Source organism: Burkholderia sp. RS01 (assembly GCF_039748055.1).
GTDB lineage: Bacteria > Actinomycetota > Actinomycetes > Actinomycetales > Micrococcaceae > Arthrobacter.
In genome coordinates this window covers 1-25,335 of the sequence record NZ_JBDLAK010000031.1, presented here as the reverse complement: position 1 = coordinate 25,335, position 25,335 = coordinate 1, and the positions used below count along the sequence as shown (strand labels likewise).

24 protein-coding genes and 1 riboswitch are annotated in these 25,335 nt (G+C 67.0%); of the genes, 20 read left to right on the top strand and 4 right to left on the bottom strand.

Going from position 1 to position 25,335, the window contains the following annotated elements:
* Nucleotide 1: 1 nt before the first annotated feature.
* Nucleotides 2-1,210, bottom strand: a complete 1,209-nt coding sequence (locus tag ABFP37_RS20905) for an aminotransferase class I/II-fold pyridoxal phosphate-dependent enzyme (protein ID WP_347034811.1) — start codon at nt 1,208-1,210, stop codon at nt 2-4.
* A 93-nt stretch (nt 1,211-1,303) separates the two neighbouring features.
* Between ABFP37_RS20905 and coaD the strand changes: the two genes are divergently transcribed.
* From coaD to ftsY, 7 genes are all read left to right on the top strand, one after another.
* Nucleotides 1,304-1,804, top strand: coding sequence for a pantetheine-phosphate adenylyltransferase (coaD, locus tag ABFP37_RS20900; RefSeq protein WP_347034810.1), 501 nt, complete (start codon nt 1,304-1,306; stop codon nt 1,802-1,804).
* Between the two features lie 201 nt (nt 1,805-2,005).
* Nucleotides 2,006-2,488, top strand: a complete 483-nt coding sequence (locus ABFP37_RS20895) for a YceD family protein (protein WP_347034809.1) — start codon at nt 2,006-2,008, stop codon at nt 2,486-2,488.
* 36 nt (nt 2,489-2,524) lie between these two features.
* On the top strand, nt 2,525-2,728 hold the full coding sequence (gene rpmF / locus ABFP37_RS20890) for a 50S ribosomal protein L32 (protein ID WP_003806041.1): 204 nt from the start codon (nt 2,525-2,527) through the stop codon (nt 2,726-2,728).
* A 21-nt stretch (nt 2,729-2,749) separates the two neighbouring features.
* On the top strand, nt 2,750-3,469 hold the full coding sequence (gene rnc, locus ABFP37_RS20885; protein ID WP_078026616.1) for a ribonuclease III: 720 nt from the start codon (nt 2,750-2,752) through the stop codon (nt 3,467-3,469).
* Between the two features lie 7 nt (nt 3,470-3,476).
* Nucleotides 3,477-4,460: a bifunctional DNA-formamidopyrimidine glycosylase/DNA-(apurinic or apyrimidinic site) lyase gene (mutM, locus tag ABFP37_RS20880; protein WP_347034808.1), complete on the top strand. Its 984-nt coding sequence runs from the start codon at nt 3,477-3,479 to the stop codon at nt 4,458-4,460.
* A 110-nt stretch (nt 4,461-4,570) separates the two neighbouring features.
* On the top strand, nt 4,571-8,167 hold the full coding sequence (gene smc / locus ABFP37_RS20875) for a chromosome segregation protein SMC (RefSeq protein ID WP_347034807.1): 3,597 nt from the start codon (nt 4,571-4,573) through the stop codon (nt 8,165-8,167).
* Between the two features lie 51 nt (nt 8,168-8,218).
* A complete protein-coding gene (gene ftsY, locus ABFP37_RS20870) occupies nt 8,219-9,427 on the top strand; it encodes a signal recognition particle-docking protein FtsY (RefSeq protein ID WP_078026613.1) in 1,209 nt (402 codons plus the stop codon).
* Between the two features lie 83 nt (nt 9,428-9,510).
* Here ftsY and ABFP37_RS20865 read toward each other — a convergent pair whose 3' ends face one another.
* The gene (locus tag ABFP37_RS20865) at nt 9,511-10,770 is read right to left on the bottom strand and encodes an MFS transporter (protein WP_078026612.1); all 1,260 of its coding nucleotides are present in this window, start codon (nt 10,768-10,770) and stop codon (nt 9,511-9,513) included.
* Nucleotides 10,771-10,998: 228 nt separating this feature from the next.
* Between ABFP37_RS20865 and ABFP37_RS20860 the strand changes: the two genes are divergently transcribed.
* Together ABFP37_RS20860 and ABFP37_RS20855 are read left to right on the top strand one after the other, a co-directional pair.
* Nucleotides 10,999-12,357 (top strand): ammonium transporter, encoded by a 1,359-nt coding sequence (locus ABFP37_RS20860; protein WP_078026611.1) that lies wholly within the window; start codon nt 10,999-11,001, stop codon nt 12,355-12,357.
* Entirely contained in the window at nt 12,354-12,692 is a 339-nt protein-coding gene (locus tag ABFP37_RS20855; RefSeq protein ID WP_078026610.1) for a P-II family nitrogen regulator, read from the top strand. Before ABFP37_RS20860 ends, ABFP37_RS20855 begins: the two co-directional genes overlap by 4 nt.
* A gap of 121 nt (nt 12,693-12,813) precedes the next feature.
* On the opposite strand, the gene ABFP37_RS20850 is transcribed toward ABFP37_RS20855, so the two are convergent.
* Nucleotides 12,814-14,220 (bottom strand): glucose-6-phosphate dehydrogenase, encoded by a 1,407-nt coding sequence (locus tag ABFP37_RS20850; RefSeq protein WP_260680687.1) that lies wholly within the window; start codon nt 14,218-14,220, stop codon nt 12,814-12,816.
* A gap of 143 nt (nt 14,221-14,363) precedes the next feature.
* Here ABFP37_RS20850 and ffh point away from each other — a divergent pair, with 143 nt between their 5' ends.
* Entirely contained in the window at nt 14,364-15,944 is a 1,581-nt protein-coding gene (ffh, locus tag ABFP37_RS20845; protein ID WP_078026609.1) for a signal recognition particle protein, read from the top strand.
* Nucleotides 15,945-15,999: 55 nt separating this feature from the next.
* A complete protein-coding gene (locus ABFP37_RS20840) occupies nt 16,000-16,734 on the top strand; it encodes an alpha/beta hydrolase (protein WP_078026608.1) in 735 nt (244 codons plus the stop codon).
* 23 nt (nt 16,735-16,757) lie between these two features.
* Here the strand turns inward: ABFP37_RS20840 and thiC are convergent, their stop codons facing one another.
* Nucleotides 16,758-18,575, bottom strand: a complete 1,818-nt coding sequence (gene thiC / locus ABFP37_RS20835; protein ID WP_078026607.1) for a phosphomethylpyrimidine synthase ThiC — start codon at nt 18,573-18,575, stop codon at nt 16,758-16,760.
* A riboswitch (TPP riboswitch) is annotated at nt 18,570-18,677 on the bottom strand. Its footprint overlaps the gene before it by 6 nt.
* Nucleotides 18,678-18,806: 129 nt before the next feature.
* On the opposite strand from thiC, the gene ABFP37_RS20830 reads away from it, so the two are divergent.
* The 9 genes from ABFP37_RS20830 (at nt 18,807) to lepB (ending at nt 25,181) form a co-directional block, all read left to right on the top strand.
* Nucleotides 18,807-19,889 carry an amidohydrolase family protein gene (locus ABFP37_RS20830; RefSeq protein ID WP_078026606.1) on the top strand — a complete coding sequence of 361 codons (1,083 nt, stop codon included), beginning with the start codon at nt 18,807-18,809 and terminating at the stop codon, nt 19,887-19,889.
* 78 nt (nt 19,890-19,967) lie between these two features.
* On the top strand, nt 19,968-20,843 hold the full coding sequence (locus ABFP37_RS20825) for a VOC family protein (RefSeq protein WP_078026605.1): 876 nt from the start codon (nt 19,968-19,970) through the stop codon (nt 20,841-20,843).
* A 110-nt stretch (nt 20,844-20,953) separates the two neighbouring features.
* Nucleotides 20,954-21,391: a hypothetical protein gene (locus tag ABFP37_RS20820; RefSeq protein ID WP_078026604.1), complete on the top strand. Its 438-nt coding sequence runs from the start codon at nt 20,954-20,956 to the stop codon at nt 21,389-21,391.
* Between the two features lie 269 nt (nt 21,392-21,660).
* Nucleotides 21,661-22,071: a 30S ribosomal protein S16 gene (rpsP, locus tag ABFP37_RS20815; protein WP_078026734.1), complete on the top strand. Its 411-nt coding sequence runs from the start codon at nt 21,661-21,663 to the stop codon at nt 22,069-22,071.
* Nucleotide 22,072: 1 nt separating this feature from the next.
* Nucleotides 22,073-22,315 (top strand): RNA-binding protein, encoded by a 243-nt coding sequence (locus tag ABFP37_RS20810; protein WP_056632598.1) that lies wholly within the window; start codon nt 22,073-22,075, stop codon nt 22,313-22,315.
* A 117-nt stretch (nt 22,316-22,432) separates the two neighbouring features.
* Complete coding sequence (gene rimM / locus ABFP37_RS20805; RefSeq protein ID WP_347034806.1) at nt 22,433-23,008, top strand: ribosome maturation factor RimM; 576 nt, start codon at nt 22,433-22,435, stop codon at nt 23,006-23,008.
* Complete coding sequence (gene trmD / locus ABFP37_RS20800) at nt 23,009-23,824, top strand: tRNA (guanosine(37)-N1)-methyltransferase TrmD (protein ID WP_078026602.1); 816 nt, start codon at nt 23,009-23,011, stop codon at nt 23,822-23,824.
* 231 nt (nt 23,825-24,055) lie between these two features.
* On the top strand, nt 24,056-24,415 hold the full coding sequence (gene rplS / locus ABFP37_RS20795; protein WP_056632605.1) for a 50S ribosomal protein L19: 360 nt from the start codon (nt 24,056-24,058) through the stop codon (nt 24,413-24,415).
* A gap of 82 nt (nt 24,416-24,497) precedes the next feature.
* On the top strand, nt 24,498-25,181 hold the full coding sequence (gene lepB, locus ABFP37_RS20790; protein ID WP_347034805.1) for a signal peptidase I: 684 nt from the start codon (nt 24,498-24,500) through the stop codon (nt 25,179-25,181).
* The last annotated feature ends 154 nt before the right edge of the window (nt 25,182-25,335 follow it).

Genomic DNA, 25,335 nt, shown 5'->3' with positions numbered 1-25,335 from the left:
GTCAGAGCCTGTCCCGGAGCGTCGCCAGCCGGGAGGCCGCTTCTTCAAGGACCTCGGTCCTCTTGCAGAAGGCAAACCGCAGCAGGCTCCGCGTCCTTTCCGCACCCTCGGGGTGGCAGAAAACGGGAACGGGGATGGCGGCCACGCCCACCAGGGCCGGAAGGCGCCGGGCGAGCTCCACGGAATCCAGGATCCCCAGCGGCGAGGTGTCGACGTTCACGAAGTACGTGCCCTTCGGCGTGAAGACGTCCAGCCCTGCCGCCCGGAGGCCGGCGCTGAGGATGTCCCGCTTCCTCTCCAGCGTGGCGGAGATGCCGTCATAGAAGGCGTCGGGCAGTGCGAGCCCGGCCGCGATCGCACTCTGGAATGGGGTGCCGGAGCTGTAGGTGAGGAACTGCTTCACGGTCCGGACGGCGGACACCAGCTGCTCCGGCCCGCTGAGCCAGCCGACCTTCCAGCCGGTGAACGAGAAGGTCTTGCCGGCCGAGGAGATGGTGATGGTCCGGTCCGCCGCTCCCGGCAGGGTGGCCACCGGGACATGGCTCACGCCGAAGGTGAGGTGCTCATAGACTTCGTCGGTAATGATGAGCGCGTCATGCTTTCGGGCCAGGTCGACGACGCGCTGCAGGACTTCCCGGGGAAACACGGCGCCGGTCGGATTGTGGGGGTTGTTCAGCAGCACCACTTTGGTGCGCGCGCCGAAGGCGGCCTCGAGGGCTGTCGGATCGGGGAGGAAATCGGGCGCCAGCAGCGGAGCCGTGACGTGGGTGGCCCCGGAAAGCCCGATGATTGCGCCGTACGAGTCGTAGAACGGCTCAAAGGTCAGGACTTCGTCACCGGGGCCGACGAACGCCATCAGGGCGGCCGCGATTCCTTCGGTGGCGCCGGTGGTGACGATGATTTCCGTGTCGGGATCCGGCTCGAGGCCGTAAAACCGGCTCTGGTGAGCGGAGATGGCTTGGCGCAGCTCCGGGATGCCCTTGCCCGGAGCATACTGGTTGGAACCCCTGGCGATGGCTGCCTGGGCCGCTGCCTTGATTTCCGCCGGGCCGTCCTCATCCGGGAACCCCTGGCCGAGATTGATGGCGCCGGTCCGGACCGCCAGCGTGGTCATCTCTTCGAAGATCGTGACGCCCAGGGTTCCGTCGGGGGCCAGGAGGTTGGCGCCCGTGGCCGCACGCTGCCAGGGCGCCGGAAGTGTCTCTGTCATTGCTTTCCTGCCTGTCCGTTCAGCCCCGCTGTCAGGTGCGGTTGATGCATCAAGTCATGGTATCCCGGTCCGCGGATACGGTAGGTTCGGAGCATGAGACGCGCCGTATGCCCTGGCTCCTTCGACCCCATCCACAACGGACACCTCGAGGTCATTGCCAGAGCCGCCAGCCTTTTTGACGAGGTCATCGTTGCCGTGTCAACGAACTACGCCAAGAAGTACCGCTTTCCGCTGGAGGAACGGATTGAGATGGCCAAGGAGACCCTGGCCTCACTGCGCGGCATCGTGGTGGAGCCGGTCGGCGAAGGGCTCCTGGCCGAGTACTGCCGGCAGCGCGGCGTGTCCGCAATCGTCAAGGGGCTCCGGTCGTCGTCGGACTTTGACTATGAACTGCCCATGGCCACCATGAACCGCCAGCTCAGCGGCGTCGAGACGGTCTTCCTGCCGGCGGAGGCACACTACCTCCATTTGTCGTCCACGCTGATCAAGGAAGTGGCCAGCCTGGGCGGAAGCGTGTCTGAGTATGTCCCAAGGTCGGTCCTGAAACGCCTCATCGCGGGCCCGCCTGCGCCGGGCCAGCCGCCAACAGGGTAGGCTTGTGCGGTACATTCCGGCTTCTGCCGGTTGGACGGTGACTCTCCCGCCTGCCGGGGGACGGCGTCCGGTTTGAGTCCGCCAAGGAGTTCAGGCTAAGATAATACGTCGGTCATATGTTCAACAGGAGTTCTCATTAAACGAGATGCAAGTTCGCCCTTGGTGCTTGATGTCAAGGACCTCGGACGCAGTCCGGGGAGCATGCGTACGCTGACGGAACATGTACCCGCGCCGGAAGATCTTGGCGTGGCGCTCATTGGCGTTCAGAAGGGCTCGGATGTCGAGCTCGACCTGAGGCTTGAGGCCGTACACGAAGGAATTCTGGTATCAGGAACCGTAATCGCCGAAGTAACCGGTGAATGCGGCCGATGCCTGGATCCCCTTGCGTATGACCTTGAGGTCAATGTGCAAGAACTTTTCTTCTACGAAGGCGCCTTGCCTTCCGACGAGGAAGACGATGAAGAGCAACGTCGAGTCGAGCACGATCTGATCGATCTTGAGCCGGTGTTGCGGGACGCAGTTGTCACTATGCTGCCGTTCCAGCCGGTGTGCCGGGAAGACTGCCAGGGCCTGTGTTCCGAATGTGGAGCGCGCCTGGAAGACGAGCCGGGGCACCACCACGAGGTCGTAGATCCTCGCTGGGCTGCCCTAGCTGATCTGGCTAAGCCTGACCGGCAAAATTGATTTGTAAGTGTTTTTCTAGAGAGAAATGAGTTAGCCGTGGCTGTTCCCAAGCGGAAAATGTCTCGCTCGAATACCCGCGCCCGCCGCTCCCAGTGGAAGGCGACTGCCCCCCACTTGGTGAAGACCATTGAGAACGGCCAGGTTACCTACAGCCTGCCGCACCAGGCAAAGGTCGTCACCGACTCGGCTGGCACTGCGCTGTTCCTTGAGTACAAGGGCCGCAAGGTCGCGGACGTCTAATCGGCCCACCAGCTGACTAGGATGTCTTCAACTGAAGAGCTTCTGAAGCGTCTCGGTGTCTCAATTGACGCCGGGACGCTTCGTCTTGCTCTGACACACCGTTCCTATGCCTACGAAAACGGCGGCATACCCACCAACGAACGCCTCGAGTTCCTCGGCGACTCCATCTTGGGGTTTTCCGTCACCGATGCGCTGTACCGGGACAATCCCTCGCTCCCCGAAGGGGACCTGGCCAAGCGCCGGTCCGCCGTGGTGAGCACGCGGGCACTTGCCGGCATCGGACGCAGCCTCGGCATCGGCGACTACATCTACCTCGGCCAGGGCGAGAAGCTCACCGAGGGCAAGAACAAGGCCTCAATCCTGGCTGACACCATGGAGGCGCTCATCGGGGCGACGTACGTCTCCAACGACATCGAGACCGCACGCCAGCTCGTCATGCGCCTGATCGGACCGCTCCTGAAGGACGCAGCCGCGCTCGGCGCCGGCACCGACTGGAAAACGAGTATCCAGGAGCTCGCGGCCGGCCGGCAGCTCGGCTCGATCTATTACGCCGTGGAGGGCTCCGGCCCGGACCACGCACGCACCTTTGTCGCGGAGCTGCAGATCGGCGGGACGCCGTACGGCAAGGGTTCCGGCCACTCGAAGAAGGAAGCCGAGCAGGAAGCGGCGGCCGACGCCTGGCGGAAGCTATCCGGCATGGACACCGCCGCGGAGCCGCCGGAATCCGCCGCCGGGAGTTAGGCGAACGGTGCCTGAACTTCCCGAGGTCGAGGTGGTCCGCCGCGGCCTGGTGAGCTGGGTCCGTGGCCGGACCATCACCGGCGTCGAGGTCCTGGATCCCAGATCCATCCGTCGCCATGCCCTGGGGCCTGAGGATTTCGCCGGGAACCTCGAGGGCGCAACAGTCCTTGACGTGGTCCGCCGGGGCAAATTCCTGTGGATGCCGCTGCGGGAGGACGGCAGAGCCGGCGACACACCGCACCCGGAAACGGCCGGCATGGCGCCGGGCCTTCCCGCCGTGGCCCTGATGGCCCACCTTGGCATGAGCGGCCAGCTCCTGATGCAGGACGACGCCGTCCCGGACGAAAAACACCTGAAGGTCCGCCTCCGGCTGAGTCCGCGCGACGGCATGCCCGCGCAGCTGAGGTTCGTTGACCAGAGGATCTTCGGCGGCCTGTTCGTCACCTCGCTGATCCCCACGGACGACGGCGGCCCCGGCGGCCTGGCCGAGGACCCGCTGCCGGTCATCGCCGAGGAGGCGTCCCACATTGCGCGTGACCCCCTCGACCCCTTCTTCTCCTTCGACGACTTCTACCGCAGGCTCCGGAACCGGAAGACGGGCCTCAAGCGGGCGCTGCTGGACCAGGGCCTGATCTCCGGAATCGGCAACATCTATGCGGACGAGGCTTTGTGGCGGGCCAGGCTTCACTACGCCCGTCCCACGGACACCCTGCGGCGGGCGGACGCCGCGCGGGTCCTCGAAGCGGCCCGCGAGGTGATGACTGACGCCCTTGACGCGGGCGGCACCAGCTTCGACTCGCTATATGTGAACGTCAATGGCGCGTCCGGCTACTTCGACCGTTCCCTCAACGCCTACGGGAGGGAAGGGCAGGAATGCCGGCGCTGCGCCGCAGCCGGAATTGTCAGCCTGATGAAGCGCGAGCAGTTCATGAACCGGTCCTCCTACACCTGCCCCGTGTGCCAGCCGCGCCCCCGGAACGGCCGCTGGTGACCATTGCCACCGCCTGTTCCGGGCCGTGAATCCGGGGATCCGGGCCGAGTGGCAGTAGATTTGGGGCAGGACAAGCAGCCGCTGCCGCCACTCAGGAGATCCGAAAAACCTTGCACCTCAAAAGTCTCACCGTCCGTGGCTTCAAGTCGTTTGCGTCCGCAACGACCTTCGACTTTGAGCCCGGAGTCACCGCTGTGGTGGGCCCCAACGGCTCGGGCAAGTCCAACGTGGTGGACGCACTGGCCTGGGTCATGGGCGAGCAGGGTGCAAAAACACTGCGCGGCGGCAAGATGGAAGACGTCATTTTCGCCGGAACCTCGGGCCGGCCGCCGCTGGGCAGGGCGCACGTCTCGCTCACCATCGACAACACTGACGGCGCACTTCCCATCGATTACAGCGAAGTCACCATCTCCCGCACGCTCTTCCGGACCGGCGGCTCCGAATACGCCATCAACGGTGCCGGCTGCCGCCTGCTGGACATCCAGGAACTGCTGTCCGATTCGGGCCTGGGACGCGAGATGCATGTCATTGTGGGCCAGGGCCAGCTCGACAAGGTCCTGCATGCCACCCCCGAGGACCGGCGCGGCTTCATCGAGGAGGCCGCCGGCATCCTCAAGCACCGGCGCCGCAAGGAAAAGACGGTCCGCAAGCTGGAGGCCATGCAGGCCAACCTGCAGCGGCTCAGTGACCTCACGGGCGAGATCCGGCGCCAGCTGACCCCGCTGGGCAAGCAGGCCGAGGTTGCGAGGCGGGCCCAGACCGTCCAGTTCGAGGTCCGGGATGCCCGTGCCCGGCTGCTGGCCGATGACCTCGTCCAGCTGCAGGACGCGCTCGCCCAGGACGTCGCCGACGAATCCGCGCTCAAGGCCCGCCGTGCGGTCGTGGAGCAGGAACTCGGGGCCGGCCGTCAGCGCCAGGCCGTTCTGGAACAGCTCGCGGCAGAAGCGACCCCCCTCCTCAATGCCGCCCGGGACACGTGGTATCAGCTGTCCGCGGGCCGGGAGCGGCTGCGGTCGCTCGGATCCCTGGCCCAGGAACGCTGCCGCCTGCTGGGCTCGGCGGACGCGGCGCCGGATCCCGGCCGGGACCCCGAGCAGCTGGAAAAGCAGGCGGCCCGGGTCCGTGGCGAACAGGCGGACCTCGAAGTGGATATCGTCAACCGGCGCAGTGCCCTGGAGGCGGCCACGGCCGCGAAAACCGGTGCGGAAAACGCCGCAGCCGCCGAGGAAAAGCGCCTCACGGCAGCACTGCGCGCCGCGGCGGACCGCCGCGAAGGCCTGGCCAGGCTGGCCGGCCAAGTGGGCGCGGCGCGGTCACGCGTGGAATCGGCCCAGGCCGAGGTGGGCAGGCTCCGCGAATCGCTGGCCGCCGGTGATGAGCGGCGGCGCCGGGCCCAGGAAGAGTTCACCGCGCTTGAATCCCAGGTCGCGGGCGTCGAGGACGGTGAGGAATCCCTCGACGCGGAGTACGAGGAAGCCACCGCGGCACTGGACGCCGTCCTCGCCGAGATCGAATTACTCCGGACTTCCGAACGGGAAGCCGTGCGTGAACGCGACGCCCTCAAGGCCAGGCGCGACGCCCTGCAGCTCGGCCTCAACCGCAAGGACGGTTCCGAACACGCCCTCGGGGCCGGACTGCCCGGCATCGTGGGATCGCTGGCCTCGACCCTGGCCGTTGAAGCCGGGTATGAGGCAGCCGTTGCCGCCGCCTTGGGCAGCGCCTCGGATGCCGTGGTGGTGCAGGACGGCGAAACGGCTGCGGCGCTGGTGCGGCTACTTAAGGACGACGACGCCGGCCGGGCCACGCTCCTGCTGGAATCGCCGCCTGGCACTCGCTCCGCTGCCGGCCGGACCGCGGACCGCGGGACTTTGCCTGCAGGTGCCCGCTGGGCCGCCGAACTGGTCGACGCCACCGGGGCTGCCGCGGCGACCGTCCAGCACCTGCTCGCGGCGACGGTCGTCGTCGGGGACCTGGACGCGGCGGCGGGCCTGATCGCCGGGCGGCCGGACCTCACAGCCGTCACACACGCGGGTGACGTGTTCACGTCACTGGCCGTCACCGGCGGTTCCGCCAAGGCGCCGTCGCTGCTTGAGGTGCAGGCCGCCGTCGACGACGCCGCGTCGCGGCTGGAGGCCGTCACGGCAGCACTGGAGCAAAGCCGCTTTGCGCTGGCCGCCGCGGAGGCCCGGCGCGCTGAGGCGCAGGACCGGGCGGACGCCGCCCTGGAACGGCTGCACGAATCCGACGCGCGGCTCGCGGCGGTGGCCGAGCGGCTGGGACACCTGAACTCCGTCCTGCGCAGCGCCGTGGGGGAGAGCGAGCGGCTGGCCGCGTCCCTGGCACGGGCCGAGGCCAACATCGTGACGGAGCAGGAGGCCCTGTCCGGGATCGCGGCACGGCTGGCCGCGGCGCAGGAAGCCCCGGCCGAGGAGGAACCGTCCACCGGACACCGTGACGCACTGGCGCTCGCCGCGTCCCTGGCCCGGTCCGCCGAAATGGATGCCCGGCTGTCGTTGCGGAGCCGCGAGGAGCAGCTGGCGGCAATCCGCAACAGGGCGTCGTCACTGGAGCGGGCCGCGGCTTCGGAACGCCGCGCCCGGCAGGAGGCGGCCGAGCGGGCACGCCGTCGAAGGATCCAGGCCGGCCGGGCAGCTGCCGTGTCCGCCGCCGTGGAGCAGATCATCCGGTTCAGCGACGTGTCCGTCGAACTGGCCGGACACGAGCGCGACCTGGCCGAGCAGAACAGGGAGCAGCGGGACAGCGAGCTGGCGGCGGTTCGCACTGCCAACGACGCCCTGGCCCGGGAACTGGCTGAACTGACGGATTCCGTGCACCGCGACGAACTGGCGCGGGCCCAGCAGAGGCTCCGGATTGAGGCGCTGGAGACAAAGTCGGTGGAGGAGCTCGGGCTCACCGCGGACCAGCTGGTGGCGGACTACGGGCCGGACCAGCCGGTACCCGTGCCCCCTGAAGCGTCCGCGGACAAGTGGGCGGCGCTGAGGGCGCCGGTTGATGACGCAGGCAAGACCGTGGCTGAAGGCAAGCCGTTTGTCCGCGCGGAGCAGGAAAAACGGCTCCGCAAGGCCGAACGCGACCTGTCATCCCTGGGAAAGGTCAACCCGCTGGCACTGGAGGAATTCGCCGCGCTGGAGGAGAGGCACCAGTTCCTGAGCACGCAGCTGGAAGACCTCAAAGCCAGCCGCAGGGACCTGCTGGACATCATCAAGGAAGTCGATGACCGCGTGCAGAAGGTCTTCGCGGAAGCCTTCGCCGACACCTCGGCGCAGTTCGTCCGGGTCTTCGCCCGGCTGTTTCCCGGCGGCGAAGGCAGGCTCGTCCTGACGGACCCCGGCGACATGCTGACCACCGGCATCGAGGTCGAAGCCAGGCCCGCCGGGAAGAAAATCAAGCGGCTCTCGCTGCTCTCGGGCGGCGAACGGTCCCTGACCGCGGTGGCGCTGCTCGTGGCGATCTTCAAGGCCCGGCCGTCGCCGTTCTATGTCATGGACGAGGTCGAGGCCGCCCTCGATGACACCAACCTCGGCCGGCTCATTACGATCTTTGAAGAACTCCGCGAGTCCAGCCAGCTGATCGTAATCACCCACCAGAAGCGGACCATGGAAGTGGCGGACGCCCTTTACGGCGTGACCATGCGGGGCGACGGCGTCTCCACCGTCATCAGCCAGCGCCTGGGAGCCGAAGTCTAGCGGGGAGGGGGCTGTCCGCACTGCCCGCGGCTGTTGTGAGAAGCTAGGGGAGTGAACGACATCCTCCCTATTCTCCTGCCCATTCTTGCTGCCCTGGCGGTCATCGGCGGCCTGGTTCCGGTACTGATGAAGGCCCGGAAGTCCGGAACCAAATACTCCGGGCCACGGGACGCCAACGACCCGGCAGCGCCGCTCGGCGGCGGAGGGACCCTCCTAGAGGACCCCCCGGTGGCGCCTGCCGAACGCAAGGCACCGAACGCCGTCGACGTCGAAGGCCTCGAAGCCGAGGTCCCCGACGACGCCGCCGGCCTGGAAACCATCGCGGTGGAGACCCCGCTGCCCGTGGCGGGACGCCTCACCCGGCTGCGGGAGCGCCTGGTCAAGTCGAACAGCGTGTTCGGCAAGGGGCTGCTGGCGCTGCTCTCGAGCGACAAGATTGACGAAAACGTCTGGGACGAGGTGGAGGAGACGCTGCTTCTCGCCGACCTCGGCACCGAACCCACCATGCAGCTGGTCGATGCCCTGCGGGAGCGCGTGAAGGTGCTGGGGACCCGCGATCCCGAGCACGTCAAGGCACTGCTCCGCGAGGAGCTTATCAAGCTCGTGGACCCGGACATGGACCGGAGCCTGCGCATCGAACGGCACGCGGACAAGCCGGCAGTGATGATGATCGTGGGCGTCAACGGGGTGGGCAAGACCACCACCGTGGGCAAACTGGCCCGGGTACTTGTCGCCGAGGACAAGGACGTCCTCCTCGGTGCCGCCGACACCTTCCGGGCCGCAGCCGCGGAACAGCTGGCGACGTGGGGCCAGCGCGTGGGGGTCCCTACCGTGAAGTCCGACATCGACGGCGCGGATCCGGCCTCCGTCGCGTATGAGGCGGTCAAGGCGGGCATCGAGCAGGAAGTCGACGTCGTCATGATCGACACCGCCGGGCGCCTGCAGAACAAGGTCGGCCTCATGGACGAGCTCAGCAAGGTAAAGCGCGTCATCGAAAAACTGGCTGAAGTTGACGAGGTCCTCCTCGTCCTGGATGCCACGACCGGCCAGAACGGCCTCAACCAGGCGCGGGTCTTCGCCGAAGTGGTCAACATCACCGGCATCGTCCTGACCAAGCTGGACGGGACCGCCAAGGGCGGCATCGTCGTCGCCATCCAGAAGTCGCTGGGCGTGCCCGTGAAGCTCATCGGACTCGGCGAAGGCGCGGACGACCTCGCGCCGTTCGATGCCGAAGGCTTCGTCGACGCCCTCCTGAACTAGGCACCTGCTGAACTTGGCCCTCACCCCCAACTAGGTAGCGCCTCGCGCCGTTTTCAGCCCCTGGGAACGGCGTGAGCTGCTACTTAGCTGGGCCGGCCAGCGTCCGCAAGCTGCCGCTGCACCGTCTCGCGGGCCAGCAGCCAGGCCGCCGCCGCGAGCAGCAGGACGCCGCCGGTCACGGCGAATGCCCAGCCGTAGCCCAGCTGGTCTGCCAGCAGCCCGGCGAACACCGGGCCCAGGATGGCGCCGATGTCTGCGGTCATCTGATAGGCGGCCAGCACGCGCCCGCCGGACCGCTCGCGACCGATCACGTCCGCAACCGCCGCCTGCTGGGCCGGCCCCAGCAGCCCCGCACCCACGCCGGCAAGCGCAGATGCGGCAAGGAACCAGCCCAGCCCGTTCGTCAGGCCGATTCCGCCGGTTGCGGCGCCGGTGAGCACCAACCCGGCAGTCATCATCGGCTTGCGGCCCAGGCTGTCCGCCAGCCTGCCGGAAAAAGTAAGCGCAACGGCGTTTCCGGCGGCGAAGACCGCCAGTGCCCAGCCCGCCGCCTCCGGGCCGGAGCCGAGTGCTGTGACGGCGAACAGGGGCACCGTGGCCATGCGCACACCGAACGTTGCCCAGCCGTTGGCAAAGCTTGAGACGAGCGCCGCCCTGTAGGCGCTGTCCCCGAGGGCCTCGGCGAGTTTCATGGGCGGAGCCGCAGAACCGTCGCGGCGTCCGCCGCCGGGCACATGGCTGAGCTGCGTCTGCACCACCAGCGCGGCCAGGACCAGCGCCCCGGCATAGGCGAGGAAGGGAACGCGCAGCCCGAACCCGGCCAGCAGGCCGCCCAGGATGGGACCGCAGACATTTCCGATCAGGAACGCGGAGGCGTAGGCGCCCGAGACCCTGCCGCGGCTTTCGGGCGGCGCAAGCCGGATGACGAGTGCCATCGAAGCGACCGTGAACATCACCGACCCGGCGCCCCCCAACCCCCGGAACACCAGGAGCTGCCAGTAATTCTGGGCAAACGCGCAGGCCGCCGTGGAGGCCGCCACAATCAGCAGTCCGGCCACGTAGACGGGACGCTCACCCAGCCTGCCGATCAGCGCGCCGCCGGCAGGAGCGAACACCAGCCGCATGAAGGCAAAGATGCTGACGATCACGGCGGCGGCCGTCGCGCCGACGTCGAACGTGGTGGCGAACTGCGGCAGTACCGGGGCCACCAGGCCAAATCCGAGGGCGATCAGGAACGCCGCGACGAGCATCACCTTGATGTCACGGGGCAGCCGGGCGTCGCCGGTCCGCCGGCCGATGCTAAACCGCAGTCTGCTGGCGGCGGGACGGGGGCGTGGCGTCATGAGCGGGTGATCCTTGCGGAAAGAGCCGAAGGGGCGGCTTGCGAGTGGTGAAACATAACCGTAACAAGCCAGATATGCACCATTTACTTCCGGGAGATTCTTGTAACAGGCCCGCAATCTAAATCCTCTGTGTGCGAAACACGGCACGGCAAAACTTGAACCAGAACGCAAAAAGGCGTTGGGACAGGGCGGGCTACTCCGCACACAAAGCAAGAGAGGACGTAGACCATGGAACTCACCGCAGGTCTCGTTTGGCTCCTGGTCGCGTCAGCACTCGTGCTGTTCATGACCCCGGGCCTGGCATTCTTCTATGGCGGCATGACCCGTGCAAAAGCCGCCTTGAACATGATGATGATGAGCTTCGTCGCCATTGGCACCGTGGGTATCATGTGGGTCCTGTGGGGCGCTTCCATGGCCACGAGCAACAAGGACAACTTCTTCCAGATCTTCGCCAACCCGTTCAGCCACTTCGGCCTTCATAACTTTACTGACCCCGCGGATCTGCTCAAGGTTGGCTACGCCGCCACCTTCGCCATCATCACCGTGGCGCTGATCTCGGGAGCGGTCGCCGACCGCGCGAAGTTCTCGGCCTGGACCATCTTCACCCCCATCTGGGCCACCCTGGTCTACGCCCCCATGGCTTACATGGTCTGGGGCGGGGGACTCTTCTCGAAGGACGGCTGGTTCGGCCAGACGTTTGCTCCCGTGATTGACTTCGCCGGCGGCACAGTCGTCCACATCAATGCCGGCGTGGCCGGACTCATCCTTGTCCTGATCATCGGCAACCGCAAAGGCTTCGGCAAGGACCCCAACCACCGCCCGCACAACATCCCGTTTGTCATGCTCGGCGCGGCAATCCTCTGGTTCGGTTGGTTCGGCTTCAACGCCGGTGCAGCGGCCACTGTTGAACAGGCTGGCCTGATCTGGATCAATACGCTGGCAGCCCCGGCGGCCGCCATGCTCGGCTGGCTCGCTGTGGAGCGGTACCGCGACGGTCACCCCACTTCCCTCGGCGCCGCATCGGGCGTCGTCGCCGGTCTGGTCGCTATCACCCCGGCCTGCGCGAACGTGTCTCCGCTTGGCGCCATCGCCCTCGGCGTAGTCGCAGGTGTCGCCTCTGCCCTGGCTGTCGGACTGAAGTTCAAGCTGGGCTACGATGACTCGCTCGACGTCGTCGGCGTCCACCTCGTCTCCGGGGTCGTCGGCACCGTGGCTATCGGTTTCCTCGCGACGCCGACGCAGGGCGCGGCAGGTCTCTTCTATGGCGGAGGAACCACCCAGCTTGTTGCCCAGGTGCTCGCGGCGCTGATGTCCATCATCTTCACCTCGGTAATGACCTTCATCATCGCCTACCCCATTCACAGATTCATGGGCTTCCGTGTTTCCCAGGAACAGGAAGTGGTGGGTGTGGACCTGAGCCTGCACGCCGAGACCGCTTACGAGTTCGGCATCGGCGGCCACGGCGGCAGCTTCCAGCCGCTGCATGAACTGATCACCGGCAATGCCTCGGCGTCCAAGCTTGACACGGCACCTGAGGCCAGCAAAACGACAGACGCAGCATCAGGCAAGGAAAGCGTGGGGGCATGAAACTGATTACAGCAATCGTTCGTCCGGAGAAGCTCGAAGCCATCCGGGAAGGCCTCGAGGCCTACGGGGTCCAGGGCCTGACGGTCAGTGCCGCCAGCGGCTACGGGCGGCAGCGGGGCTACACCGAGGTCTACCGCGGCGCGGAGTACAACGTGGACCTGCTGCCCAAGATCCGCGTTGAGGTCCTGGCCACGGACGAACAGGCTGACGACATCCTTGATGTCATCATCTCCAGCTCCAACACAGGCCGGGCCGGCGACGGCAAGGTCTGGACGGTGGATGTATTTGAAGCAGTGCGGGTCCGGACCGGCGAACGTGGCGTAGCAGCCATCTAGCCACGGCGTTCCAAAACGCATAGTCCCCGCCCAACGGGATACAAACAGGGCCGGTCACCATCACGGTGACCGGCCCTGCTGCGTGCCCCGGCGTGTGCGCCCGCGCGTGGCCGGAGAGGGCCTATCCGGTGACCGAGCCGGAACCGGACCAGCCCTCCGGGCCCGACGTGCCGGCGTCGTAGTCCTCAAGCGGAACATCGCCCCTGGACCAGGCCGCGAGGACCGGATCGACGATTCGCCAGCACTCCTCGGCGGTGTCGGCCCGGACAGAGAGCAGCGGGTCGCCGGCGAGCACGCCCTCCAGCACTTCCCCGTAGGGAAGCAGATCGGAGGCATTGAGCTCTGAGTTGAGCGTGGTGCGGTTCAGACTGAAAATGTCCCCGGGGCCGTTGACGTCGACGTCGAGGCCGAGGGTGTCCGGTCCGAATCCGATCCGGAGCTTGTTGGGCGCGTCAACACCCGAGAAGCCCCTGGGCAGGTGTGGCACCGGCCGGAACGTAACCACCGCTTCCTTCCGCTTGTCACCCAGGGCCTTGCCCGAACGCAGGATGAACGGCACGTCCTTCCAGCGCCAGTTGTCAATGTTCACCTGGACTTCGGCGAGCGTTTCGGTGCTCCTGTCCGGGTCCACGCCCTCCTCCTTGACGTAGTCCGGAACCTCCCGGCCGCCGACGCTGCCGGCGGTGTACCGCGCCCGGCGGGTACTGGATTCGTAGGGCGTCCTGATGCTGCTCGCGCGGAGGACGGTGCCGATGGCATCCCGGAGGTCGCGCTCGCCGATCGTGGCCGGCGGCTCGATGGCCATCAGGGCCATGATCTGCAGGAGATGGCTCTGGACCATGTCACGCAGGGCGCCTGCGTTGTCGTAATAGCGTGCCCGGCCTTCGAGGGCCAGGTCCTCGTCGAAGATGATCTCCACTTTGGCGATGTGCTGACGGTTCCATACCGGCTCCAGGAAGTTGTTCGCAAAGCGCAGCCCGAGGATGTTCAGCACGGTGGCCTTGCCCAGGAAGTGATCCACACGGTGGATGTGGTCTTCAGGAACGAGGTTCAGGAGCGTCCTGTTGAGCTGACGCGCCGACTCCTCGCCGGATCCGAACGGCTTCTCCATGACGAGCCGCGTCCCCGCAGGGACCTGGTCCGGCGCCAGTATCTCGCAGGCTTTTTGGCTGACCTGCGGCGGAAGGGCGAAGTAGACGGCCACGGGCCCCTCAAGCTTCGAGAGCAGCGATGCCAGCGGTCCGTCCGCAGTGACGTCGAGTTGGTGATAGTCAGTGGAGGCCTCGAGGGACTTCAGGGCGTCCTTCCCTGCTGCGCCCGCCGGGCCTGCCGCCGCCGCAAAGGCATCATGGACACGCTCCCGCCACTGCTCCGGCGACCACGGATCGGAACCCGCGCCGACGAGTTTGAGCCCGCCGGCCCGCCCGGTGGCCACCAGCGTGGCAAGGCCCGGTAGCAGCAGCCGGGCCGTAAGGTCGCCGGTGGCGCCGAGGATGAGCAGGGTTTTTACGGTTGTTTGGCTCGTCACCTTGCCAGCATGCCATCTTGAAGGCGTGTCTTGGTACCCTAGATAGTCGAGTCCCGTCGTCGACGCAGTTGGAAACAACAGCCGAGACGCTGGTGTGCCGCAGGGCCGCCATCCGTACATCCACTGAAAGAAGTGCACGGCGCGTGTTCAATTCACTCTCTGACCGGTTGACAGCAACCTTCAAGAATCTCCGTGGCAAGGGCCGCCTCACCGAGGCAGACGTCGACGCCACAGTCCGCGAGATCCGCCGGGCCCTGCTGGACGCTGACGTTGCCGTGCCCGTGGTGCGGGAGTTCACCGGCCGGGTCCGTGAGCGCGCGCTCGGGGCCGAAGTCTCCGGGGCACTGAACCCGAGCCAGCAGATCGTGAAGATCGTCAACGAGGAGCTCGTCGAGATCCTCGGCGGAGAAACGCGCCGCATCCGGCTGGCCAAGACCGGGCCCACCATCATCATGCTTGCCGGCCTCCAGGGCGCCGGTAAGACCACCCTCGCCGGCAAGCTTGCCAAGTGGCTCAAGGCGCAGGGCCACAGCCCCGTCCTCGTTGCCGCCGACCTCCAGCGCCCCAACGCCGTGACCCAGCTGCAGGTCGTCGGCCAGCGCGCCGGGGTCCCGGTCTTCGCCCCGCACCCCGGCGCCACCTCCGAGCTGGAGCACCCGGCGGGCGACCCCGTCGCCGTCGCCCGGGCCGGCGTGGAGGAGGCCCGACAGAAGCTGCACGATGTCGTCATTGTCGACACCGCCGGGCGTCTCGGCGTCGACGCCGGCATGATGGAACAGGCGCGCCAGATCCGGCGGGCCATCGTCCCCAACGAAGTGCTCTTCGTGATCGACTCCATGATCGGCCAGGACGCCGTCAACACGGCGATGGCCTTTGATGAAGGCGTCAACTTCACCGGCATCGTGCTGTCAAAGCTCGACGGCGACGCCCGCGGCGGTGCCGCGCTTTCCGTAGCGTCGGTCACCGGCAAGCCCGTCATGTTCGCGTCCACCGGCGAAAGCCTGGACGACTTTGAGCTGTTCCACCCGGACCGCATGGCGTCCCGCATCCTCGACATGGGCGACGTCCTCACCCTGATCGAGCAGGCGGAGAAGTCGTGGGACAAGGACGAAGCTGCCCGGATGGCGAAGAAGTTCGCCGACCAGGAAGACTTCACGCTGGATGACTTCCTCGCCCAGATGCAGCAGATCCGCAACATGGGCTCCATGAAGAAAATGCTCATGATGATGCCCGGCGCGCAGAATATCCGCCAGCAGCTGGAGCAGTTCGATGAGCGCGAAATCGACAGGGTCGAGGCGATCGTCCGCTCCATGACGCCGCACGAGCGGCTGGCGCCGAAGATCATCAACGGCTCGCGGCGTGCCCGTATCGCCAAGGGCTCGGGCGTCCACGTGTCCGAGGTCAACGGGCTGCTTGAGCGCTTCGCGCAGGCCCAGAAGATGATGAAGAAGATGGCCCAGGGCGGCGGCATGCCTGGCATGCCCGGAATGCCGGGCATGGGAGCGGGCGGCGCGCGCAAGGGCCCCAAGAACGCACCCAAGAAGAAGGCCCGTTCAGGCAACCCCGCCAAGGCGGCCCAGGAACTCCGTGACGCGGAGGCCCGGCGTGCCAGCGCCGCCAAGGCACTCCCCACCGGGGCTGCCTTCGGCCAGCAGGGCGGCGACTTCGACCCGTCGCAGCTCAACCTCCCCAAGGGCTTTGACAAGTTCCTGGGCGGCAATTAGGCCCACGGTCATGTCGGCCGGCGCTGATGTCAGACCGCTGCCATAAGGTTGGGTCATGTTTAAGCAGCGGGTAGTGTTCGTCCACGGTGCCGGAAACTTCGGCTCCGCTGCTTGGCCGCGCCAGCACGGCATGGCCCTGCAGTACGACGCCCTGTTCCTGCGCCGGCACGGTTTCGACGCCGAGGCCGAACCCCTGGAAACCGACTTCGCCGCAGACGCCCGGATCGTGCTCCGCTCCCTCGCGGACGACGGCCGCGGCGCCGCCGGAGGGCATGTCGTGGCCCATTCCCAGGGCGCCATTTCGGCGATGATGGCTGCCATCGAACGCCCGGACCTCGTGTTCTCGCTGACACTGGTGGAGCCGGCCTGCCTGTCGCTGACTGCCGAGCTGCCGGCCACGGCCGCCCACCGGGCGCTCATGGAGCCCCTGTTCGACGTCCGGCACCAGCTGGGTGACGACGACTACGAGCGGGAGTTCGTCCGGCGGGCCTTTGCCGCTGACGCGCCCGGCCCTAGCACTCCCGAGGCCAGGCGGGCGGCCAGGCGGCTGCGATTGCAGGCGCCGCCGTGGCAGGCTCCGCTGCAGATCGTGCCGGGCGTCCCCACCCTCGTGCTGACCGGCGGGTGGGAGCCCCTGTACGAGGAAATCGCCGGCTACCTGAGGGAGACCGGCGCCCTGCACCGCACTGCTGCGGGAGGGCACCGGCCCCAGGACTCGCCCGAGGGCGACCGTTTCATCCGGTCCTTTATCGCCGAGGTCAGCCGGCGGCAGCAGCCGCAGGCGTCCTGACCCCGGCTGCTACCTGCCGGCTGCTACTGGTCGGCCGTTTCGGGAACCCGCAGCTCCGGCAGGTAGACCTTGCCGCCGGCGGCCAGGAACTCCTGGCTCTTCTCGCGCATTCCTTCGGCCATCTCGACCAGGGCCGCCTGCGACTCTGCCGAGCCGTATTCGTCCCGGATGTCCTGGCTGATGCGCATGGAGCAGAACTTCGGACCGCACATGGAGCAGAAGTGCGCGGTCTTGGCCGGCTCCGCAGGCAGCGTCTCGTCGTGGAACGCCTCGGCCGTGACGGGATCAAGGGACAGCGCAAACTGATCCCGCCAGCGGAACTCGAAGCGCGCCTTGGACAGGGCGTCATCCCGCTCGTGGGCGCCCGGGTGTCCCTTGGCGAGGTCCGCCGCGTGGGCCGCGATCTTGTAGGTGATCACGCCCGTCTTCACGTCGTCCTTGTTCGGCAGCCCCAGGTGCTCCTTCGGCGTCACGTAGCAGAGCATGGCCGTGCCGTAGCGGGCGATCTCGGTGGCGCCGATGGCGGACGTGATGTGGTCGTAGCCCGGGGCTATGTCGGTGACCAGGGGCCCGAGGGTGTAGAACGGGGCTCCCTTGCACAGCTCCTGCTGGCGTTCCACGTTTTCCCGGACCAGGTGGAACGGGACGTGGCCCGGCCCTTCCACCATGACCTGGACGTCGAATTCCCAGGCGCGCTGGGTCAGCTCGGCCAGGGTGTCGAGTTCGGCGAACTGGGCGGCGTCGTTGGCGTCCGCCGTCGCGCCGGGCCGCAGGCCGTCTCCCAGCGAGAAGGCGACGTCGTACTTTGCGAAGATCTCGCACAGTTCGTCGAAGTGCGTGTAGAGGAAGTTTTCCTGGTGGTGGGCGAGGCACCAGCCGGCCATGATGGCGCCGCCGCGGGACACGATTCCGGTGACCCGCTTGACTGTGAGGGGAACGTAGCGCAGCAGCACGCCGGCGTGGATGGTCATGTAGTCCACACCCTGCTCGCACTGCTCGATGACGGTGTCCCGGAAGATCTCCCACGTCAGTGCGTTGGCTTCGCCGTTGACCTTTTCCAGTGCCTGGTAGATGGGCACGGTGCCGATCGGCACGGGGGAGTTGCGGATCAGCCATTCCCGCGTGGTGTGGATGTCATCCCCGGTGGAGAGGTCCATGACGGTGTCGGCGCCCCACTGGGTGGCCCACTGGAGCTTGTCCACCTCTTCGGCAATGGAGCTGGTCACGGCCGAGTTGCCGATGTTGGCGTTGATCTTCACCAGGAAGGCCTTGCCGATGATCATCGGCTCCGATTCCGGGTGGTTGATGTTGTTCGGGATGATGGCGCGCCCGGCCGCCACTTCGCTGCGCACCAGTTCAACATCGCAGTTCTCCCGCAGGGCGACGAAGCGCATCTCCGGAGTCACCACGCCCTGCCGGGCGTAGTGCATCTGCGTCACCGTCTTACCGCCGACGGCGCGGCGGGGCACCGGCTGCGCTCCCTTCCACTCCGCGGAAGCTGCGCCGCGGCGCACGGCTGACCGGCCGTCGTCGAGCAGGTTCCGCTCCCGGCCGCCGTACGGCTCCGTATCCCCGCGGGCCTCAATCCACTCCGCGCGGAACGGCGCCAGGCCCACCACCGGGTCGCTGCCGGGTCCGGCCGTCCGGTAGACGCGCAGCGGCTCGTTCTGTTCCCCGTTGGGTGAGGGCTCCAGGGCGATCTCCGTTACCGGAACCCGCAGGCCGTCCCCCTCCAGGTAGGCCAGGGAATGGGACTTCAGCGACTGGGTGGTCGCCTGGCCGGTTTCAGCTTCGGCTGCCTCATTTTGGGCAGGGATCAGCTGTGTTTTCTGGGTGTTCATTTACTGCTCACTTCCTTCGCCGGCATTACCCGGACAGGTTCAACGGTCGCAGGCTGCGCTAGCCCGATCTCAGCCCCTGCAGGGGCACCCGTGTGGTCGTAGACGAAGCTACCACAGGGCAGCGGGCCGCCGCCCATCCATGCCCGGTGTGACTGCAGGTGTGACAGGGCGTGCGGCCACGGGCGGGACGGCGCCCCTGGCCAGGGCCGGCCGGCGGATTAGGCTGGAGTCATGGCGCGCATCATTGAATTCAGCGGAACCGTGCTTACCGGCCCGGACCGGGAGCGGCACGGACTCTGGGCCGTGGACGGCTGGCTGACCTTCCAGCGGCCGACTGAAAGTCCGGACGTTGTGCTGGACGGCTGGGTACTGCCGGGTTTCGTGGACGCGCACTGCCACATCGGGCTGGGCCCCGGCGGCGCCGTGGACGACGACGTGGCGCACGGCCAGGCGATGACGGACCGGAATGCCGGGACGCTGCTGGTCCGGGACGCGGGCGCAGCCAGCGACACCCGGTGGCTGCAGCAATCGCCGGATGCGCCGAGGATCATCAGGGCCGGGCGGCACATCGCCAGGACACGGCGCTACCTGCGGAACTTCGCCGTCGAGGTCGAACCGGAGGATCTGGTGGAGGCGGTCCGGAAGCAGGCGCGTGCCGGGGACGGCTGGGTCAAGCTGGTGGGGGACTGGATCGACCGCGACGCCGGCGACCTCGCGCCGTCGTTTCCGGCCGCGGCGGTACGGGACGCCGTCAGCGCCGCCCACGATGAAGGCGCCAGGGTCACTGCGCACTGCTTCGGAGAAGACACCCTGGATGACATGCTCGACGCCGGAATCGACTGCGTCGAACACGCCACAGGGCTATTGCCGCGGCACATTCCCCGCTTCGTGGAACAGCAGGTGCCGATCGTTCCGACGCTCATCAACATCGCCACGTTTCCGGACATCGCCGACCAAGCCGAAGCCAAGTTCCCGCGCTATGCGGCCCACATGCGCGGGCTGTGGGAGCGCCGGAATGAGCGCGTCCTGGAAGCCTACGAGGCCACGGTGCGGGTTTTCGCCGGAACGGACGCGGGCAGTGTGATCCGGCACGGCCGGATCGCCGACGAGATTCTGGCACTCCACGCAGCCGGCCTTCCGGCGGCTGCAGCCCTGGACGCCGCCTGCTGGGGCGCCCGCCGGTGGCTGGGGGCCGACGGCCTGGCCGAGGGGGCCAGCGCCGACGTGGTCCTGTGCTCGGAGGATCCCCGCGCGGATCCGGAAACGATCCGCGATCTGAAAGGCGTGGTTCTGCGGGGGAAGATCGTCCGTTAGGAATAAATTGAAGCTTCAAGTAATTTAGAGATGTAGGGACCACCGAAATCCGGTGGCCGGGGAGTCAGGGAGCACTCAATGACAACAGCATCCAGCAACCAGGATCTTCTTCCTGCCGATCTCACCATGGGCACCGTCATGCTCAAGGTGGGGGACATGAGCCTCATGACCGACTACTACCAGCGGGCCCTCGGCCTCGACGTCGTGGCAGAGCAGGACGGCGGCCTCTACCTCGGGCGGCTGCAGACGCCGCTGGTCCACCTGGCCCCCGCGCCCGGACTGAACGTCCCCGGCCGGGGTGAAGCGGGCCTCTTCCACACCGCCCTCCTCTTCGACAGCCAGGCGGCACTGGCGGCCACGGTGGCCAGCGCAGCCCAGTATGAGCCGCAGTCCTTCACGGGCAGCGCCGACCACCTCGTGAGCGAGGCGTTCTACTTCAGCGACCCCGAGGGTAACGGCATTGAGCTCTACTGGGACCGCCCCCGCGACGCCTGGGCCTGGGACGGCACAAACGTCGTCATGGACAGTCTGGCGCTGCCGCCGCAGCGGTACCTGCAGGAGCACCTGACCCAGGAGTCCGTGGATGGCCAGCGCGGCACGGAGGCCGGAGTCGGACACGTGCACCTCCAGGTCGGCGACGTCCAGTCGGCCCACGACTTCTACGTCGGGACGCTCGGGTTCGAAAAGACGGCCGGCTGGCACGGCCAGGCGCTCTTCGTTTCGGCCGGCGGCTACCACCACCACATGGCCATGAATGTCTGGAACAGCCGGGGCGCCGGCCCGCGCCGCGACACCCTGGGCCTGGGTGAGGTCCTGATTGAAGTCCCGTCCGGTGACGACGTCGGAGCCCTCGCGGATCGGCTCAAGGTTGCCGGCGTCGCTTCGCACCACACGGGCGCCGAGCTTCGCTTCGAAGACCCTTGGCGCAACCAGATCCGCGTAGCCGTCCGCTAGGTCCTTCCGGCAGGGCACGTGCGCCGTGGGTTAGGCTAAATTCAAACAGCCCGGGGCGGTCTCCGCCGCCGCCAAGGGCACACGCCGTCGACGGAACGAGGACGAATTCCATGGGCTTCACCGAAATATTTGTCGCCACCCACAAGGAAGCCCTCAAGCGCGCCGAAGATCTTGACGGCGGGGGCGCCGCTGCCGGGGCGGGCGTCCGCATTCCCGGCATCAGCGACTTTGAAATCGAGCAGCTCGGGGACCTCGCCGGCACTGCCGTGCACGCGGCCGGGGCCGATTATGAACTGGCCATGGTGGACGTCGCCAGCGACTCCCTGCTCGGCGTGCCGCCGGCCATGGTCCGGGCGCTCGCTGAATTGCTGAGTTACGAGTCCGAAGGCGAGGGCGACGTCCTGGACGACGTCGCCGAGCGGTGGGCGGCCGAGGACGACATGCCCTTCGGCCCCGAGGAAGCCCGGAAGTATGTCCAGCAGCTGGCGGAGCTCGCCGGCAGCGTCGACGAGGGCAGCAGGACCGGCCTCTACGTCTGGTCCTCCTGACGGCGGCGCCGCGCCGGCCCGTTCGGCGTGGCTCCCGTTGCGGACCCCGGGTCACGGCGCGAATGCGGCCCGGAACCGCGAAAACACGGTCTCCGCGCATGTCAAGTCGAAATAACGCGGCCGATCTGGCACAATAAACAGGTACTCGATCTGCGTGGCCCCTCTCTCCGCGTCTGGATCTTGTCCTTATGAACCCCCTAGTACGGCCCGCCCCACGGGTGCAGAACGCCGGGCTCGACCCCGTTTCAGAAACAGGAGTGACCACAAAAGTGGCCGTAAAGATTCGCCTTAAGCGCTTCGGTAAGATGCGCGCACCGTACTACCGCATCGTCGTCATGGACGCACGCTCCAAGCGTGATGGCCGTGCCATCGAAGAGATCGGCAAGTACCACCCCACCGAAGAGCCCTCATACATCGAGGTCGACACGGACCGTGCCCAGTACTGGCTCAGCGTCGGCGCACAGCCGTCCGAGCAGGTTGCCGCGATCCTCAAGGTCACCGGCGACTGGCAGAAGTTCAAGGGTCTCCCGGGCCAGGAAGGCACCTTGAAGACCAAGGTTGCCAAGGAAGCCTTCGTTGCCCCGGAAAAGGGTTCCGTGATCATCCCGGAAGCCATCACGAAGAAGGCCAAGGCAGAAGCTCCCGCCGAGGCTGAAGCAGAGACCACCGAGGCTGAGTAAGTTGCTGGCAGAAGCGCTCGAACACCTTGTCCGCGGAATCGTTGACTCCCCTGAGGATGTCAAGGTCAGCGCCAAGAACAACCGCCGCGGGGATACCCTCGAGGTGCGCGTTCACCAGGATGACCTTGGACGGGTAATCGGACGCCAGGGCCGCACCGCCCGCGCGCTGCGCACGGTAGTGGCGGCACTGGCAGATGGCGAGCAGGTCAGGGTCGACGTCGTCGACACCGACCGCCGCCGGTAACGCGCCTGCAACACTTGTCTTGAGTCCGGCCCCTTCACCAGCTAACGGTGAAGGGGCCGGACTGCTTTCACGGACAACCCCCAAATTTTCACGACGCATTCCGGAACAGAGGAACACATGCAGCTTCAGGTGGCACGAATCGGCAAGCCCCATGGAATCCGCGGTGAGGTGACCGTCCAGGTACTTACCGACGCGCCCGGCGACCGGTTCGTCCCCGGCACCGAGTTTGTGGTCGAACCCGCCTCGGCCGGGCCGCTCACTGTTCTCAGTGCCCGCTGGAACAAGGACATCCTCCTGCTGGCGTTCGAGGAAATCGAAACCCGGAACGAGGCTGAAACCCTCCGCGGCGCCAAGCTGTTCATCGAGACCGAGGAGCTTGAGGACAACGACGACGAAGGCTGGTACGAGCACGAACTCGTGGGCCTCGAAGCGAAGGTCGGCTCGCAGGTGGTGGGCAAGGTCTCGGGCCTGCACACCATGCCGGTGCAGGACCTGCTCGTGGTCACGACACCTGACGGCAAGGAGATCCTGATTCCCTTCGTCGAGCAGATCGTCCCCGAGGTGAACGTCGCGGAAGGCTATGTCCTGGTGACGCCGCCCGCCGGCCTTTTCGAGATCAACGCCGAGGACGCCGGAGCCGGCGAGGCAGGGGACTCCGACGCCGGAGATGCCGAGCCGGGGGCCAAAGCCTAGATGAGAATCGACGTCGTCAGTATCTTTCCCGAGTACCTGGCACCGCTGGAACTCTCGCTGATCGGCAAGGCCAGGCAGGACGGCCTGCTGGACCTCAACGTCCACGATCTCCGCTCCTTCACGACCGACCGCCACCGCACCGTGGACGACACCCCCTATGGCGGCGGCGCCGGTATGGTCATGAAGGCCGAGCCGTGGGCCCAGGCCCTGGCTTCGGTGGCCGCGGCGCAGCCGGCCGACGCCGGCGGCAAGCCGGTGCTCATCGTGCCGTCCCCGGCAGGGGAGCGCTTCAACCAGGCGCTGGCCTACGAGCTCGCGGAAGAGGATCAGCTGGTTTTCGCCTGCGGCCGGTATGAAGGCATCGACGAACGCGTCATCGAATGGGCGGAGGAGCACTTCACCGTGCGCCCGGTCAGCCTCGGTGATTACGTCCTCAACGGCGGCGAGGTCGCCGTCCTGGCCATGGTGGAGGCCATCGGCAGGCTGTTGCCCGGTGTGGTGGGCAACCCGGAGTCCCTCGTGGAGGAATCGCACTCGGACGGCCTGCTCGAGTACCCCGTCTACACCAAGCCATCGCTCTGGCGTGACCGGGAGGTGCCGGCGGTCCTGCTCAGCGGAAACCACGGCAAGATTGCCCAGTGGCGCCGGCACGAGCAGTACCGCCGGACGGCGGAACGCCGGCCTGACCTGCTGGAGACTTTCGACGCCGGAAGTCTTCCCCGCGCGGACCGGACGGCCCTCGCGGACCTGGGGTACGACGTCGTCGACGGCCGCCTCAAGCGCCGGCCGGACTCCGGAAGCGCCGCGTCCGCCTGACCGTCCGCCGCGATTGGCTGAAGACCGCCGAGTGTGGCAAAATTAGTCCTTGTGTCTGCTGGGTCCGCACCTGCCACAGGGGGAGCGCAACCAACAGCAAGGCAACCCGGTACCGCCAATCAGTGGCGGAACCGGACCACAACACTTTCGGCGGCAATTCCCGGGCCTAAATCCGGGCTTGGTGCCGTGACCCAAAGTGAATGACCTGTGGCGTTCACCAGGAGTGGATCAATGCATATCCTCGATTCCGTAGATGCAGCCTCGCTGCGCACCGATGTTCCCGAGTTCCGCGCGGGTGACACCCTCAAGGTTCACGTGAACATCATCGAAGGCAAGAACTCCCGTGTCCAGGTATTCCAGGGCTTCGTCCTGGGCCGCCAGGGTGACGGCATCCGCGAAACCTTCACCGTCCGCAAGGTTTCCTTCGGCGTCGGCGTTGAGCGTACCTTCCCGGTGCACTCCCCGATCATCGACAAGATCGAGCTCGTCACCAAGGGTGACGTGCGCCGCGCCAAGCTTTACTACATGCGTGCACTGCGCGGTAAGGCTGCGAAGATCAAGGAAAAGCGCGACTTCAGCACCGCCAAGTAAGTCCCTCCGGACTTCACGGCGGGTCCCACCCGTATCCGGCCAGCGCCGGAGCCATCCGCAACAGCGCCACAGGATACGGACCATGGACCACACGAAACGCCAGCCAGGGAAACCGGGCTGGCGTTTCGCGTTGGTGGCCCTTGCGCTGGCCGTGATCGTCAGCGGGCTGGTCCGCTCGCTGTGGCTGGACGTGTACTACATACCGTCGGCCTCCATGGAACCGCTGTTCGACACCGGCGACCGGATCCTGGTGTCCCGCACCGACTTACAGTCGGAGCCCATCCGGCGCGGCGACGTCGTCGTCTTCGATGGCAGGGGCTCGTTTGCGCCGCTCAGCAGCGGTTCCGGCCCGCTGCAGGATGCGCTGGACACAGCAGGACACTGGCTGGGGGTCACCGGCAGTGATACTACTTACGTAAAACGGGTTATCGGCCTTCCCGGCGACCATGTGGTCTGTTGCGACGCCGGACAGCGGCTCACAGTGAACGGCCAGCCGCTTGTGGAACCCTACCTTTATGCGGGGGACAGTCCGAGCAGCCAGAAGTTCAACGTGATTGTTCCGGCAGGCCGTCTCTGGCTGCTGGGTGACCACCGCTCCGTGTCAGCCGACTCGCGCAGCCTGCTGGGTGCGCCGGGCGGCGGGATGGTACGGGAGGACAAGGTGATCGGTAGGCCGGTACAGATCATCTGGCCGCTTGATAGATTTGCGTCAGTGACGTGGGCGCCCCCGGGGGCCCCAAAAACAACGAAGGAACCGCACGAATAGCCCGCAAAAAAAAACCCCGCAACCCCCCCCCCCCCGCCCCCCGCCCCGCCCCGCCGCGGGAGGCACACGCCGCTCCGCTGACGCAGCCGACAGCCACCCCGCCCACCGCCAGGACGATGCCCGCGGCGGTGGCCCAGGCAGGCATGTTCAGGTT